Source organism: Pseudorhodobacter antarcticus, assembly GCF_900110135.1.
In the GTDB taxonomy this organism is placed as follows: Bacteria; Pseudomonadota; Alphaproteobacteria; order Rhodobacterales; family Rhodobacteraceae; genus Pseudorhodobacter; species Pseudorhodobacter antarcticus.
Genome location: NZ_FOCO01000002.1, coordinates 75740 through 89898, shown reverse-complemented (window position 1 = coordinate 89898; position 14159 = coordinate 75740). Strand labels below are relative to the sequence as shown.

General features: G+C 59.1%; 21 protein-coding genes. 5 read left to right on the top strand and 16 right to left on the bottom strand.

The genetic code is table 11. The features are described from left to right. The first annotated feature begins 80 nt into the window (after positions 1-80). The gene (locus tag BMY36_RS01465; RefSeq protein ID WP_050518753.1) at positions 81-899 is read left to right on the top strand and encodes a sulfotransferase family protein; all 819 of its coding nucleotides are present in this window, start codon (positions 81-83) and stop codon (positions 897-899) included. Positions 900-1085: 186 nt separating this feature from the next. Here the strand turns inward: BMY36_RS01465 and BMY36_RS01460 are convergent, their stop codons facing one another. Both BMY36_RS01460 and nth read right to left on the bottom strand, forming a co-directional pair. Next, positions 1086-2078, bottom strand: coding sequence for an adenosine kinase (locus BMY36_RS01460; RefSeq protein WP_050518754.1), 993 nt, complete (start codon positions 2076-2078; stop codon positions 1086-1088). After that, the gene (nth, locus tag BMY36_RS01455) at positions 2075-2719 is read right to left on the bottom strand and encodes an endonuclease III (RefSeq protein ID WP_050518755.1); all 645 of its coding nucleotides are present in this window, start codon (positions 2717-2719) and stop codon (positions 2075-2077) included. The genes BMY36_RS01460 and nth overlap by 4 nt, the downstream gene beginning before the upstream one ends. A 122-nt stretch (positions 2720-2841) precedes the next feature. Between nth and BMY36_RS01450 the strand changes: the two genes are divergently transcribed. The 3 genes from BMY36_RS01450 to BMY36_RS01440 all read left to right on the top strand — a co-directional run bounded on the left by BMY36_RS01450 (position 2842) and on the right by BMY36_RS01440 (position 5359). Continuing rightward, positions 2842-3708 carry a methylated-DNA--[protein]-cysteine S-methyltransferase gene (locus BMY36_RS01450; RefSeq protein WP_050518756.1) on the top strand — a complete coding sequence of 289 codons (867 nt, stop codon included), beginning with the start codon at positions 2842-2844 and terminating at the stop codon, positions 3706-3708. Between the two features lie 114 nt (positions 3709-3822). Continuing rightward, positions 3823-4467 carry a YiaD family glycine zipper/OmpA-like lipoprotein gene (locus tag BMY36_RS01445; protein ID WP_139193900.1) on the top strand — a complete coding sequence of 215 codons (645 nt, stop codon included), beginning with the start codon at positions 3823-3825 and terminating at the stop codon, positions 4465-4467. 124 nt (positions 4468-4591) lie between these two features. Beyond that, on the top strand, positions 4592-5359 hold the full coding sequence (locus BMY36_RS01440; RefSeq protein WP_050518757.1) for a FadR/GntR family transcriptional regulator: 768 nt from the start codon (positions 4592-4594) through the stop codon (positions 5357-5359). Positions 5360-5418: 59 nt separating this feature from the next. Here the strand turns inward: BMY36_RS01440 and BMY36_RS01435 are convergent, their stop codons facing one another. The 5 genes from BMY36_RS01435 to BMY36_RS01415 all read right to left on the bottom strand — a co-directional run bounded on the left by BMY36_RS01435 (position 5419) and on the right by BMY36_RS01415 (position 7963). Beyond that, positions 5419-5973 carry a F0F1 ATP synthase subunit B gene (locus BMY36_RS01435; protein WP_050518758.1) on the bottom strand — a complete coding sequence of 185 codons (555 nt, stop codon included), beginning with the start codon at positions 5971-5973 and terminating at the stop codon, positions 5419-5421. Between the two features lie 4 nt (positions 5974-5977). Beyond that, positions 5978-6520 carry a F0F1 ATP synthase subunit B' gene (locus BMY36_RS01430; RefSeq protein WP_050518759.1) on the bottom strand — a complete coding sequence of 181 codons (543 nt, stop codon included), beginning with the start codon at positions 6518-6520 and terminating at the stop codon, positions 5978-5980. A gap of 74 nt (positions 6521-6594) precedes the next feature. After that, the gene (locus BMY36_RS01425; protein ID WP_050518760.1) at positions 6595-6831 is read right to left on the bottom strand and encodes a F0F1 ATP synthase subunit C; all 237 of its coding nucleotides are present in this window, start codon (positions 6829-6831) and stop codon (positions 6595-6597) included. Positions 6832-6873: 42 nt separating this feature from the next. Further along, positions 6874-7623: a F0F1 ATP synthase subunit A gene (locus tag BMY36_RS01420; RefSeq protein ID WP_050518761.1), complete on the bottom strand. Its 750-nt coding sequence runs from the start codon at positions 7621-7623 to the stop codon at positions 6874-6876. Continuing rightward, on the bottom strand, positions 7616-7963 hold the full coding sequence (locus tag BMY36_RS01415; protein WP_050518762.1) for an AtpZ/AtpI family protein: 348 nt from the start codon (positions 7961-7963) through the stop codon (positions 7616-7618). Before BMY36_RS01415 ends, BMY36_RS01420 begins: the two co-directional genes overlap by 8 nt. A 217-nt stretch (positions 7964-8180) precedes the next feature. Here BMY36_RS01415 and BMY36_RS01410 point away from each other — a divergent pair, with 217 nt between their 5' ends. Then, positions 8181-8555: an ArsR/SmtB family transcription factor gene (locus tag BMY36_RS01410; RefSeq protein WP_050518763.1), complete on the top strand. Its 375-nt coding sequence runs from the start codon at positions 8181-8183 to the stop codon at positions 8553-8555. Positions 8556-8764: 209 nt separating this feature from the next. On the opposite strand, the gene BMY36_RS01405 is transcribed toward BMY36_RS01410, so the two are convergent. The 9 genes from BMY36_RS01405 to BMY36_RS01365 all read right to left on the bottom strand — a co-directional run bounded on the left by BMY36_RS01405 (position 8765) and on the right by BMY36_RS01365 (position 14151). Beyond that, complete coding sequence (locus tag BMY36_RS01405) at positions 8765-9574, bottom strand: division plane positioning ATPase MipZ (RefSeq protein WP_050518764.1); 810 nt, start codon at positions 9572-9574, stop codon at positions 8765-8767. A gap of 224 nt (positions 9575-9798) precedes the next feature. Further along, positions 9799-10020, bottom strand: coding sequence for a 50S ribosomal protein L31 (rpmE, locus tag BMY36_RS01400; RefSeq protein ID WP_050518765.1), 222 nt, complete (start codon positions 10018-10020; stop codon positions 9799-9801). Further along, a complete protein-coding gene (gene rplS / locus BMY36_RS01395) occupies positions 10017-10406 on the bottom strand; it encodes a 50S ribosomal protein L19 (RefSeq protein ID WP_050518766.1) in 390 nt (129 codons plus the stop codon). Before rplS ends, rpmE begins: the two co-directional genes overlap by 4 nt. Before the next feature lie 49 nt (positions 10407-10455). Next, a complete protein-coding gene (trmD, locus tag BMY36_RS01390) occupies positions 10456-11292 on the bottom strand; it encodes a tRNA (guanosine(37)-N1)-methyltransferase TrmD (protein ID WP_082224771.1) in 837 nt (278 codons plus the stop codon). 41 nt (positions 11293-11333) lie between these two features. After that, on the bottom strand, positions 11334-12212 hold the full coding sequence (locus BMY36_RS01385) for a hypothetical protein (protein ID WP_139193898.1): 879 nt from the start codon (positions 12210-12212) through the stop codon (positions 11334-11336). 46 nt (positions 12213-12258) lie between these two features. Beyond that, entirely contained in the window at positions 12259-12774 is a 516-nt protein-coding gene (gene rimM, locus BMY36_RS01380) for a ribosome maturation factor RimM (RefSeq protein ID WP_050518768.1), read from the bottom strand. Then, entirely contained in the window at positions 12774-13406 is a 633-nt protein-coding gene (gene bluB, locus BMY36_RS01375; protein WP_074818360.1) for a 5,6-dimethylbenzimidazole synthase, read from the bottom strand. The genes rimM and bluB overlap by 1 nt, the downstream gene beginning before the upstream one ends. 15 nt (positions 13407-13421) lie before the next feature. After that, on the bottom strand, positions 13422-13799 hold the full coding sequence (gene rpsP / locus BMY36_RS01370) for a 30S ribosomal protein S16 (protein WP_050518769.1): 378 nt from the start codon (positions 13797-13799) through the stop codon (positions 13422-13424). 58 nt (positions 13800-13857) lie between these two features. Next, positions 13858-14151, bottom strand: a complete 294-nt coding sequence (locus BMY36_RS01365; protein WP_139193897.1) for a chorismate mutase — start codon at positions 14149-14151, stop codon at positions 13858-13860. Positions 14152-14159 lie beyond the last annotated feature (8 nt).

Genomic DNA, 14159 nt, shown 5'->3' with positions numbered 1-14159 from the left:
CAGAGTTTCTTTGCTTTTTAGCAATGAAATCTTCCCAAACTGTCGATACACGGGGGGAATGGCTATGGAGGCAATGGTTTATGGGTTTTCCGGGTACTTGGATGACAGAAAGCGAAAGCGTCATCTATCGGGTTGTGCCGAAATGTGCGTGTTCGACGATTGGGCAGATCATGTTTTATTCCGACCACGGTCGGTTTTTTGAGGGTGACATCCACGATTCGACCGCTAGGCTACACAAATGGGCGCAAGAGGGCAGCCAAGCGCTGATCGAACGGCGGGTGAAAGCGCAAAACACCTATGCATTCACTTGCGTGCGTAACCCTTACACCCGCATTTTATCATCGTTTTTCGACAAGATTTGCGGGATTCAGCGCAATGGCAAACGGTATCGCGGCAATATGGTGCCGTTGCTGGTACAAAAATACGGGATTGAAGTGGGCGGCGACGACGGAAAGGCCGAGTTCGACCAGATCCAGAGTTTCCGGCGGTTTTTGCTGTTTGCCCGCGACAGTATTCGGTGGCGCAAACCGATGGAGCCGGACATCCATTGGTCCGCGATGTCGGGCCATGTGTCGACGTTTATTGCCAATGGCGGGCGGTATAACAAGATTTTCTATACCGAGACGTTCAATGACGGGATGGCCGATGTGTTGGCCGCAATCAAAACGCCGCATAAGGTGGATTTGAAAGCGATCCCGAAGTTCAACGAAAGCGAAGGGCATGGGCCCAAACGTGCGCATCCCGTGGAGGATTATTTCGACGATCTGTCGATGCATTTGGTGTGGGAAATCTACAAGCGCGATTTCCAGCTGTTCAAATATGACTTTGAAAATCCGGGCAATAAGATGCCAATTGGTGCGATTGATTTGGATGAGGTTCACGCCAAGCTGGGGGAATGATCTGGCTTTGGGAAACGGTGGCGGGGGACCTGCGCGGTCCCCCCTTCGCGCTTTGCCGCGAATTCCCCCCTGGCGAGGTATTTTAACCAAGACGAATGACGTTTGGCGGTGATGCAGCAGGCGCGTTAGCGGCGCGCGGCGCGGGCCCCAGAGGGGCTTTAGCCGCGCGCCCGTTCGGTTCCCGCGTTAGAGCAAGCCGTGCTGTTTGAACAAGGCGCGCAGGTCGGATTCGGGGCGAGCGCCGATGTGGCTGATCACCTCGGACGCGGCGATGTTGCCCATTTTTGCGGCGGTTTGCAGGTCGTGGCCGTTGGTGATGCCCCAAAGGAAAGCGCCTGCGAACAGATCACCCGCGCCAGTGGCATCGACGATTTGGGTGGGCACGGCGGGCACATGCCAATGCTGGCCGTCTGACAGCACATGCGCGCCGTTTTCACCATCGGTGCAGGCGACGATGGCCACATCCTTTGCGGCGGCGTGCAGGGCGGTTTCATAATCGTCGGTTTCATACATCGACAAGATTTCGGCGCGGTTGGCGAACAGCAGGTCCACATCCGTTACGATCATGTTGCGGAACGCATCGCGGTGGCGCGAGATGCAAAACGCATCAGACAGGGTCAGCGAGACGCGGCCCCCTGCCCCTTTGCAGGCGGTAATTGCGCGGGCGAATGCCTCATGGCTTTCGGGGCCGTCGAACCGGTAGCCTTCGAGGTAGATCCATTCAGCCTGCGCCATTTGGCCTTCGTCAATGTCATCTGGGGTGAGGAATTCGGTCACGCCGAGATAGGTGTTCATCGAGCGTTCGCCATCGGGCGTGACCAGCACAATGCAGCGCCCGGTTTCTTGCGCTTCAGACTTTGGGGCCATGCGGGTTTCGTACACCGCCCCTTGCGCGCGCAAGTCATGGGCGAAAATTGCGCCCAACTGGTCATCCTTGACCTTGCCGACATAGGCGGTGCGGCCGCCCAGATGGGCGATGCCTGCGATGGTGTTGGCGGCGGACCCGCCCGAGATTTCCTTGGCAGGCCCGATGCGATTGTAAAGATCGACCGCGCGGTTCATGTCAATCAGTTGCATGATGCCTTTGCCAATGCCGTTGTCGGCCAAGAAAGCGTCGTCGGTTTGGGCCAGTACATCGACCATCGCGTTGCCGATACCGACCACATGAAACTGTTTCATATCGTTTTATCCTCATATGGGCAAAGGTCGCGGATCAAGCAGATACCGCATTTGGGTTTGCGCGCGATGCAGACATAGCGGCCGTGCAAGATCAGCCAATGATGCGCGTGGTGTTGAAATTCGGACGGAATGTGATCTTCGATCGCGCGTTCCACCGCATCTACATCGCGCCCCGGACAGATGCCCGTGCGGTTGCCGATGCGAAAGATATGGGTGTCGACCGCTTGGGCGGGCATGTGGAACCACATGTTCAGCACAACATTGGCGGTTTTGCGCCCCACGCCGGGCAATGATTGCAGCGCCGCGCGGCTGGAAGGGACAATGCCTGCGTAATCATCGACCAAAATCTGCGCCATGCGGAACACGTTTTTGGCCTTGGTGCGAAAAAGGCCGATGGATTTGATCGCGTCGGTCAGCCCGTCCAGCCCTAAATCCAGCATTTTTTGCGGGGTGTCGACGGTGGCAAACAGCGGCATCGTTGCTTTGTTCACGCCAATATCGGTCGCTTGGGCCGACAGCGCCACGGCGACCAGAAGGGTATAGGCGTTGGTGTGGTGCAATTCGCCTTTCGGTTCCGGCTCCGCTGCCTGAAACCGGGTGAAAATTGCGCGCATGAGGTGATAGTCGAGCTGTTTTGCCATACTGCACCCTATGCCGAAAACTGTCGCCTGCTGCAAGGCATTGGTCAGCCGCAATTGCGCAAGAAACGGGTCGCTGCGGGCGGGTGCGCGCGGTAGACTGGGGGCAAGCGGGGAGGCATGCGATGACCAAAGACCTGAGCGACAGTTACCATTTCCACGTCATGCGCCGCGCAATTGATGTGATCGACGCGGCCGACGGCGCCGTGGCGCTGGAGGATTTGGCGCGAGAGATGGGGATGAGCGGGGCACATTTTCAACGCTTGTTTTCGCAATGGGTGGGGGTGTCGCCCAAACGCTATCAGCAATATCTGACGCTGGACCATGCGCGGCGCTTGCTGGCGGACCGGTTTACCGTGCTGGACACCAGCCATGCCGCCAACCTGTCGGGCGCGGGGCGGTTGCATGATTTGTTCCTGCGCTGGGAGGCGATGAGCCCCGGAGATTATGCGCGCGGTGGTGCGGGGTTGCAGATTTCCTGGGGGTGGTTTGACAGCCCCTTTGGCCCCGCCTTGGTCATGGGCACCGCACGCGGGATTTGTGGCATGGGGTTTTTGGGTGATGGCACCGAGGCGGAGGCGATGCAGGATTTGGTGCAACGCTGGCCGCATGCCGCGTTTACAAAAGATGCGGCCGTCCTGCGCCCTTGGGTGTTGGCGGCGTTTGGCGCGCAGGCCAGCGACCTGAAAACACCTATTTTCATGATCGGCGCGCCGTTTCAAATCAAAGTGTGGGAGGCGTTGCTGCGCATCCCGTCCGGCCATGTCACCACCTATTCCGAAATTGCCGCGGCCATTGGGCATCCGCGCGCGGTGCGGGCGGTGGGCACCGCTGTAGGGCGCAACCCGGTCAGTTGGTTGATCCCGTGCCACCGCGCCTTGCGCAAATCGGGGGCCTTGGGGGGATATCACTGGGGATTGCCCGTCAAACGCGCGCTTTTGGCCTGGGAAGGCGCGCGCGCTGATCACGATCGCGAAACAATCGAGGGGTAATTGGCCAATTTCCGCCGAACGGGCCACGCAACCATATGCAGGGGGCGGCGGAACGGTGTATGCGTGGGCACAGTCCCTGATAATGGGTCACCCCTGCGAGGCGAGAAATTGATTATGATGAAAACATCTGCACTGATGCTGACTTTGGGCGCGTTCACTTTGGCGGGCTGCGTTGTGCCGCAAGCGACCGAAGAAAACCGCCGCACCCAGACGGGCGCTGTTGCGGGCGCGCTGATTGGGGGCGCGTTGGGGGCCAATTCCAATGGCGATAACAAACTGGCCAAAGCGGCGCTTGGGGCGGGCGTTGGCGCGTTGATCGGTGGGGCCATCGGGTCGTCGCTGGACGCGCAAGCGGCCGAATTGCGCAATTCGATTGGTAATGACCGCGTCAGCATCACCAACACGGGCAATTCGCTGATTGTGAACCTGCCGCAAGATATTTTGTTCGCCACCGACAGCGCCACGCTGCGCGGCGATTTGAACCAAGATATGCAGGCTGTGGCGCGCAGCTTGATGAACTATCCCAACACCACCGTGCAAGTGGTCGGTCACACCGACAACACCGGGGCTGCGGCCTATAACCAAGACCTGTCGCAGCGGCGCGCGGGGGCTGTTGCATCGGTGTTGCAAGCAAATGGTGTGCCGGGTGGCCGGATTGTGGCGATTGGCCGGGGCGAGGACCAGCCGGTCGCGTCGAACCTGAACGAGCAGGGCCGCGCGCAAAACCGCCGCGTGGAAATCATCATCCGCCCGAACTGATATATCGGTGATGGAGGACGAAAGGGCGGGGATTTCCCCGCCCTTTTGCATATGCGCGGTTCCGGCTTGAGGATGGGGGGATTTGGTCTTAAGATTTGACCAATCCCCGTGCGTGAGGCCCGATATGCCATTTGAACCTGTCCACACTGAAAAGCTGTCCACAGCCGTGGTGCGCCAAATTGAGCAGTTGATTTTGCGCGGCATCCTGCGCCCCGGCGACCGCCTGCCTGCGGAGCGTGAATTGGCAGAGCGGATGGGCGTGTCGCGGCCCAGCCTGCGCGATGCGATTGCCGATTTGCAAACGCGAGGCCTGTTGGACAGCCGCCCCGGGTCTGGCGTGTTTGTGGCCGAGGTGTTGGGGTCGGCGTTTTCAGACGCACTGATCACCCTGTTTTCGCAGCATGAGGAGGCGGTGTTTGACTACCTTGCCTTTCGCCGCGACATGGAAGGGTTGGCAGCAGAGCGCGCCGCACGGCTGGCATCTGACACCGATTTGGCAGTGATTTCAGCGATTTACACCAAGATGGAAGCCGCACACAGCCGCCGCGCATCGGCGGAGGAGGCGGAGCTGGATGCGGGTTTTCACATGGCGATCATTGAGGCGAGCCATAATGTGATTATGCTGCACATGATGCGGTCGATGTATGATTTGCTGAAACAGGGGGTGTTTTACAACCGCACCATGATGTTTCGCAACCGCACCACCCGCAGCGCTTTGCTGGAACAACATCGCGCTATTTGTGATGCATTGCTGGCGCGGGACCCGGTGGCGGCGCGCAGGGCGGTGAACACCCATCTGGATTTTGTCGAGGTGGCGCTGGCGGAACAATTGAAGGCGGAAAAGCATGAGGCGATTGCGCGCCAACGGCTGGACCACGAAATGCAGCGGTAAGGTTTGGACATAAAAAAACCCGGCACCAAGGCCGGGTTTTTTGGTATTGTCGCAAGGGGTTAGTGCAGTTTGGCACCGACCTGCTTGATCGCTGCGTCAATGGACGCGGCGGCCGAAACTGCGGTCACTTGCTTTGCCAACACATCGGCCGCCGCAGCGATTGCCACGGTGACAGCATGTTCGCGAACGGCCCGCACAGCCCCAGCTTCGGCCGATGCGATGCGTTCTTCAGCGCTGGCCAAACGGCGCGCGATGGAGGCGGCAAGGTCGATCTTGGCCTGTTCGGCGGCGGCAGCTGCCTCCTCCTTGGCGGAGGAGACAATGCGATCCGCCTGTTCTTGCACTTCTTTTTTCTTACGCTCGTAGCTGGCCAAAATCGCTTTGGCCTCCTCGCGCAGCGCGCGCGCTTCGTCCAGATCAGCTTTGATTTGAGCGGCGCGTTTGTCCAACATTCCGGTGATGATGCCGGGAACGCCGAATTTCAAAAGGATCGCAAGGAACAGCAAGAACCCCAGCGAAACCACAAAGTTTGTGTTGGCGAGGGAAAAGAACGGGCCTGTTGCCGCCGCAGCTGGAGTGGCTGCGATTATGGCCAAAAGGATGAGCTTTTTCATGGCGTTACCCTTTCATTCTTGCGGTTACGGCGGCGGTGATGGCCTTTGCATCGGCCTTGCCACCCAGAACGGCCACCAATTCCTTGGCGGTGTCATTGGCGACTTCGGATACACTTTCCATCGCACCTGCCCGAATGTCAGCGATGCGCTGTTCGGAAACAACGGTTTTCGCTTCAATCTGTGCGTCAGCTTTGGCGGATGCTTTGGCCAGATCGGCCTCAATATCTGCTTTTGCAGCGGCGACGATTTTTGCAGCCTCTGCGCGGGCGGTGGCCAGCGCTTTATTGTAGGCGGTTTCCGCCTCGACCGCTTTCAGCTTCAACTCCTCAGCTGCGGCCAGATCATTGGTGATCGTGCCCCGCCGTTCAGCCAAAACCGCCCCTATCCGTGGCACAGCCACGCGGGTTACGATCATGTAAATTGCGACCAATGCCACCAGAAGCCAAAAAATCTGGTTATCAAATGTCGAAATATCAAGTTGCGGCATTTTCACAGTGGCAGTTGCACCGTGGGCAGCCGCTGTCGCATCAACAGCTTCAGTCGACATGTCGTTTCTCCAGCATCCCAAAGACTTGGCCGGACAGGAGAACCCCATCCGGCCGAAAGGTCAGAACGCGTGGATCAGACCGCGAACATCAACAGCAAAGCGATCAGGAACGAGAAGATCCCGAGGGCTTCGGCAAATGCGATGCCGACGAACAGTGTTGCGGTTTGGCCAGCTGCGGCCGAAGGGTTACGCAGCGCCCCTGCAAGGAAGTTCCCTGCAATGTTGCCCACGCCAATACCTGCGCCGCCAAGCCCGAAAGCTGCCAGACCTGCGCCGATGTATTTACCCATTTCTGCGATATCGCCTTCCATAGCTTTTGCTCCTTATGGAATTAGTGGTTTGGAATTAAGACCTTAGTGATGCCCGTCGCCAACGGCGTCGCGCAGATACACGCAGGTCAGGATGGTAAAGACGTAGGCCTGCACGCAGGCCACAAGCACTTCGAGCGCATAAATCGCGGTCACAGCACCGATCACGATCGGCGAGGCAACCACCAAGGTTGCAAACCCTGCGATCACTTTGATCACAGCGTGACCCGCCATCAAGTTCCCTGCCAAACGAATGGAGTGGGAGACGGGGCGAACGAAGTACGAAATAATTTCGATCACAGCCAGAATGGGGCGGATGATCAAGGGGGCCGAGGTGACCCAGAACATGCCGAGAAACCCGATGCCGTGTTTGACAAAACCAAGCACGGTGACGCCAACGAACACCATCATCGCCAGCACCACGGTCACGGCAACGTGGCTGGTGGTGGTGAACGAGCCGGGCAGCAGGCCTAACAAGTTGGAAAACAGGATGAACAAGAACAGGGTCAGCACATAGGGGAAGTATTTGACGCCTTCATGGCCCGTCACCTCCTCTACCATATTGTGTACAAAACCGTAGATCAGTTCGGCAACAGACTGGCTGCGGCTGGGAACAATCGCGCGGCGGCGGGTGCCCAGCATGAACAGCGCGGCGATGGTCACAACTGCAATCGCCATCCACAAGGTCACGTTGGTCACCGTGTACCACGCGATATGGTCACCGCCAAACAGCGGTTTAACGATGAACTGGTCCATCGGCTTGATCACGAAACCGGTTGCGTCGCCTTCAGCCATTATCGCCCTCGTCCTTGATCGGCGCTGTCGCCGGTTGTTTGTTTGGGCCTGCCTGCAAGGTTTGCGCAGTTTTCATCATCGTCCGCACGCCTGCGACAAACCCGAGCAGAACGAAGATCACCAGAAAGATGGGCTGCGTGCCGAACAAAAAGTCCAGACCAAACCCGATCGACAGACCCAGCAACAAGCCGGATACCAGTTCGATCACCATCCTCCAAGCCACCTCACCCTGTGAGAATACCTTGCCGCTGCCCGGGCTGGTTTTGGCGGCTTTGCCTTTTACCGATGCGATCCGGGCCTCTAGGGCCGCAAGCCGCGCGGTATCGGGTTCTTCCGTCATCACTTTGGACGCCCTTCATCGGTTGAGGCTGTTTATGCAGCAAAAGGCGGCGAGTCAAGCAGCCATCGCCGCAGGAACGTCGCAAGGCAAGCAATTGAATTTGCCTGTATATTTTCGGGTTACGGCGGGTGCGGCATGCGGGTGCGGCGCACGCCCCTGCCCCGGCATATTCAACCAAATGGTTGACGATACGCCACCGCCATTGCACAACAGCCCCATGACCAACGCGTTGAACGCCACCTTTGCGGCCCTTGCCGATCCGACCCGCCGCGCCATCCTGTCGATGTTGCTGGAGGATGATATGGCCGTGACCGATGTCGCCGCCCCGTTTGCGATGTCGCTGGCGGCGATTTCCAAGCATCTGCAAGCGTTGGCGGATGCTGGGTTGATTAGCCAAGAAAAGCGGGGGCGGGTGAATTGGTGCAAGCTGGAACCCGACGCGCTGCGGGCCGCATCTGTGTGGATGCAAGGGTTTGGGCAGTTTGAACCGATCAATCTGGACGCGTTTGAACGGTTTTTAGTGGCCGAATTGGACGCGGATGAGGGGGACGACGGCGCCTGCGACGGCGCTGCGCAACCCGCGCGCATTTAGATCAAACTGGCGGCAGTTGGCGCATCAGCCGCGTTGATCCGCCGCAATCTTGCCGTGATTGGCGGGCAATTTGGTTCCATCAACGATTTGCTGAGGCGTATCTGACATGACATTTTCGCGCCGCAAGGCCCTGACAACATACAGCTTTATCAACCGTTTGCTGCGCCTTGACCCACAGATCGGTACGCAGCCGCTCTTGTTCATGTTGTTCAGAATGCTGCCGTCACGCCGGGCAGTTTGAGTTCCATTATCAAATCGCGCAATTCCTGCCGCGCGGCAAGGTTGGACATGTTCAACTGATCGACGCCTGTGTCCTTTAGGTCCAGCAGGGTCAGGCCGCGCGGAAACAATTCGCGGAAAATAACGCGTTCGGAAAATCCGGGGGCGACGCGAAACCCGATGCGGCGCGACAAATCCTCCAGCGCGGCACCGACCTTTTTCTTGTTGTGCATTTGCTGCGCGCCAAGGCGGTTGCGCACCACAATCCAGTCAATCGGCTTTAACCCGGCTTGCGCGCGCAACTGCCGCGCTTGCCACACCATTTCGGAATAGATCGACGGGCCGATGACCTTCCCGGTTTCGGCATCAACCCGCGCCAACAAATCAAAGTCGATGAAACTGTCGTTCAGCGGCGTGATCAGCGTATCGGCCAAGCTGTGCGCCACTTGGCTGAGGCGCGTGTGCGACCCGGGGCAATCGATGATGATGAAATCGGAAACCGGTTCCAGCGCCGCCACAGCAGCAGACAGCCGGGCGTCATAGGGGTTTTCACCGGGGGCCAGCGCCTCGGGCGCAATTTCGGGCAAGACGCGGTAATCTGGGGTTGGCAGGTCCAGCCCCACCCGCGCCAAATAGGCCAAGCGGTTTTCGATATAGCGGCCAAAACTGCGTTGGCGCAGGTCAAGGTCCAGCCCGCCCACGCGGTGCCCCATGCGCACCAACGCCGTGGCCACGTGCATCGAGGTGGTGGATTTGCCCGACCCGCCCTTTTCATTCCCGACAACGATGATATGCGCCATTTTGGTTCCGCTTTCGGTTTGGGGCCTTGCCCTTGTGTAATGACAATCCTGCGCCAAAAGGGGAAGCCCCTTTTAGGGGTTTTCAAACCTTAGCCGACAAGTGCGACCGGGGAAACAACAGCCGACGGTCCAGCGATTTATCAAAATCGCACATCTGCGGGGATACCATAAAAAACGCCGCCCGTTGCGGGGCGGCGTTTCTTTCGAAAAACAACCGGTTAGGATTAGAAGCCCAAGCCAGCGTACTTGTTCTTGAACTTGGACACGCGGCCGCCGGTATCCATCAACTTGGAGTTGCCGCCAGTCCATGCAGGGTGTGCCAGCGGGTCAATATCCAACGACATCTGATCGCCCTCTTTGCCCCAGGTCGTGAAGGTCTGGAAGATGGTGCCATCGGTCATCTTGACGTTGATCATGTGATAATCGGGGTGAATACCGTCTCTCATGCTTCCGCTCCTTTGACCTTAAGGGGTTTGTAGTTGGTATCTTCGACGATGCGGGCAGATTTGCCGCGACGATCGCGCAGATAATACAGTTTGGCGCGGCGCACACGGCCACGACGCACAACTTCGATGCTGTCGATGTTGGTGGAATACAGTGGGAACACACGTTCCACGCCTTCACCAAACGAGATTTTCCTCACGGTGAACGAGGCGGCCAAAGTGGCGCCACCACGCCGAGAGATGCAGACACCCTCATAATTCTGAACGCGCGAACGCGTGCCTTCGGTCACTTTGTAACCGACTTTGATCGTGTCGCCGGCTTTGAAGTCCGGGATAGTTTTTCCCAATGCGGCGATTTGTTCCGCCTCTAGGATTGCGAGCAGGTTCATACCTGGTCCTTTCATATGCTTACGGTTTGCCCGTAATGGTGATGCTGCCCTATTGCTCTTGGTCTTCAACCGGGTCCCTACCGTGCGATGCACAGTAAGCCCGCCAGAGATCAGGCCTGCGTTCCTTTGTCAGCCTTTCGGCCATTGCCTGCCGCCAGTCGGTGATTTTGCTGTGATGCCCGGATTGAAGTATTTCCGGTATCGCCAGCCCCATCCAAACGGCAGGTTTCGTAAACTGGGGAAATTCCAACAGCCCGTCCGAAAAGCTTTCTTCCTCGGTGGACGTTTGATTCCCAAGCACGTGGGGTATAAGCCGCACGGTCGCATCTAGCAAGGCCGTTGCTGCAATCTCGCCGCCCGTCAGGACGAAATCGCCCAAAGACACTTCCTCCACCCCGTAATGGTGCAAAACGCGTTCATCCACGCCTTCGAACCGGCCGCACAGCATGGTGATGCCTTTGGCCTGCGACCAGCGGCGCGCCATGGATTGATCGAACGGTTTTCCACGGGGGGACAGGTAGATCACGGGCCAATCGGCGCGTCCCGGCGTGCCATCTGCCGCCGCGTCCAGCGCTGCGCCCACCACATCGGCACGCAACACCATGCCCGCACCGCCGCCCGCAGGCGTGTCATCGACATTTTTGTGTCGGCCTTGCCCGTAACTGCGCAAATCAATGGTTTCCAGCGTCCACAGGCCCATATCCAACGCTTTGCCCGTTAAGGAAAGACCTAGAACGCCCGGAAACGCATCGGGAAACAGGGTGATTACCTTGGCCCGCCATGCGCCCACAATGCGCACATCGCCCATCAGGTCGCGCGGTTTAACACTGGCCTGCACGGCAATGCGGCCATGCGATTTTGACGGGGGGGCGGTTTCATCGGTCATGGACGGGCCTTACCCGGTTTGCGCCGTTAGGGAAAGGCGCGTCACGTTTGCGGCGCTTGGGCCACAATTTCGGCCTCCAACGCTGTGATGGCGGGGGCCGCGCCGGGCAACAGGGCCGCCAACCCTTCCAGATAGGCAACAGACGGGCAATCGGGCCAAATATCGGGGTCTTGGCGCAGCGCATGGGTCAACCGTTCGGCCATGCGTGAAATCAGCTCTGGGTCCGCGCCCAAGGCCTGCATCGCGCGGCCCGGCGCGTTTGTAATCCCCATCCGGTCCAGCGCAGCACCATCCGACGCCATGACCATCAACGCCCGCCGCCCCGCCCCCGGCGCACCCCCTGCCGCGACCCGGTCCAGCAACACCGAAAACGTCATCGTTTCATCCACCAGCGCGCGCAGGGCGGACAGGTGGTGATCCAGCACCGCCTCGCTTGTGGTGTCGGGCAGGCCCAACAGCGGGGTCAACACCGCATCGGCATAGGCGCGATCACCGCCCACGCCCCCTTCTACCTTGGTCAGTGCGGCTTGCAGTTTTTCGTCCAACGCCTCCACGTGCCACGGGTCCCACACCAGACGCGCCAAAGGAATCGCCAGCAAAGACAGGGAAATCGGCAGCATCATGGGCAAGGGTGGCATGGCGTTCATCACGCCGCCAAGGCCGCGCCCAATGCCAAAGCACATCAAAACCAGCAGCAGTTGCACCGCCGTGCGCGCGGCCACCGCCACCAGCGGGGCGGCGCGCAGCCAGTCAGACCAGCGGCGCGGAAAATCCTGCGGGCGCATCACCACCAGCCACAGCATAAAGATAATGGCAAACACCGGAACCACGGACCACCCAAAGCCACCCAATCCGGCCAAAAGCGGGCCGAAATACAGCAGGGCATTTGCACCCTTTACCACCCGCGACGTTTTGGCCACCAACCTGTCCCCATCTGTTAGCGTTAATTTTACCAGCCTTGCTGCGTTAGTCCAGCCCCTCTGGCGGATCCACAACGATGCGGCCTGCGCCCAGATCGACCGTTGGCACCGTGGCCATGGTAAAAGGCAGCAAAATCGACGTGGCCCCTGCCACCCCAACTTCCAGCAAATCGCCCGCCCCGTGGTTGTGGACCGCCGTCACCTTGCCCAGCATCACGCCACCCGTGTCACGCACCTCCAGCCCGATCAAATCGGCGTGGTAATATTCATCATCGGGCAAGGACGGGAATTTATCGCGCGACACGAACAAGGTGATGCCTTTCAACGCATCCGCCTGTTCTTTGGTGTCAACACCCGCGATGCGCGCGCCAAGGCCGCCCGCCACGGGGCGTATCAGCGTGACCTTGAAACTGCGCGTGCCATCCTCGGAATACAGGGGGCCATATTCGGCGATTGCAGTGGGTTCGGCGCAAAAGCTTTTCAGCCGCACCTCACCGCGCACCCCGTATGATCCGGAAATCGCGCCCACACATAGCTGGTTTTTGGGGTCTGGTTTGGTCATTATCGCCGCTCCGTAAACAAGGCGGGGTTGCGTTGTTCCCAACCCGCGCGTTCCAATTCAGGGGTTTGTGTTTCGGCCTCCGGCCAGCCAACACACAGATATCCGATCAAGCGCCATGTGTCCGGCACATCCAGATCGCGCGACAATTGCACAGGGTCAAGGATGGACACCCAGCCAATCCCCAGCCCTTCGGCACGCGCGGCCAGCCAAAACAACGTGATCGCGCCCACCACGGAATAGGCGCGGGTTTCGGGCATGGACTGCGCGCCAAGACCCGCCCCTTTGGCGGTGGCATCGTCGCAATAGACGGCCAAATGCACAGGGGCCTCGCGCATGCCCGACAGTTTCAGGCCTGCGTAAAGATTGGCTTTTTGTGTATCATAGCCAGCCAAGGCTTCGGCGTTTGCCGCCTCAAAATTGGCAACGGCGGCAGCGCGGGCGGCGGCCGTTTCAACATGGATCACGCGCCAAGGTTCGGACAGGCCCACAGACGGGGCCAGCCCAAACGCACAGAGGCAGCGGTCCAAAACCGCTGCCTCAATCGCATCCGTGCGAAAGCGGCGCACATCGCGCCGCCACCGCATCAGATCCAGCAATTCGGCCCGAAACGCCGGGCCATACTGACCTTGCACGGGGCTGGTCGCCGCTTATTCTGCGGTTGCTTCGGCTGCCACAGCTTCCGCCGGGGCGGCGTTGCGTGCGGCTTTCTTGGCGGTCAATTCTGTCATGCGCTTGCCGGGAACGGCTGCTTTTGGGTTGTTGCGGACCTTCTTTTCGCGCAGGCCAGCGGATTCCAGAAAGCGCGCCACGCGGTCGGTGGGCTGTGCGCCTTGGCTCAACCAATACTGCACGCGCTCGGCGTTCATCTTTACGCGATCTTCGGAGTCTTTGGCCAGCAGCGGGTTATACGTGCCCAGCTTTTCCAAGAAACGGCCATCGCGTGGCATACGGCTGTCGGTGGCAACGATTGAATAGTGGGGGCGCTTTTTAGAGCCGCCACGGGCCAAACGGATTTTCATGGACATGGTGTAGTCTCCTTCGGGTTTTATGGGTAGGGTGGGTGTAACCCACCGCCCCTTTTGGTTATTTCTGCAGTTGTTCGTGATGCCTGATCACTTCGGAAATGATGAAGGTCAGGAATTTCTTGGCAAATTCTGGGTCCAAATCGGCCTCTTTGGACAGCCATTCCAGCCGTTCAATCTGGCGGCCTTCGCGGCTGGGGTCGGATGCGGGCAGGTTGTGTTCGGCCTTCAACTTGCCCACCGCTTGGGTTTGTTTGAACCGTTCGGCAAGCGTGTAAACCAGAATTGCGTCCAGCCGATCAATGCTGTCGCGGTGGTCTTTCAGCACTTCGGCCGCGCGGGTGACGTCATTCATGATCTGCG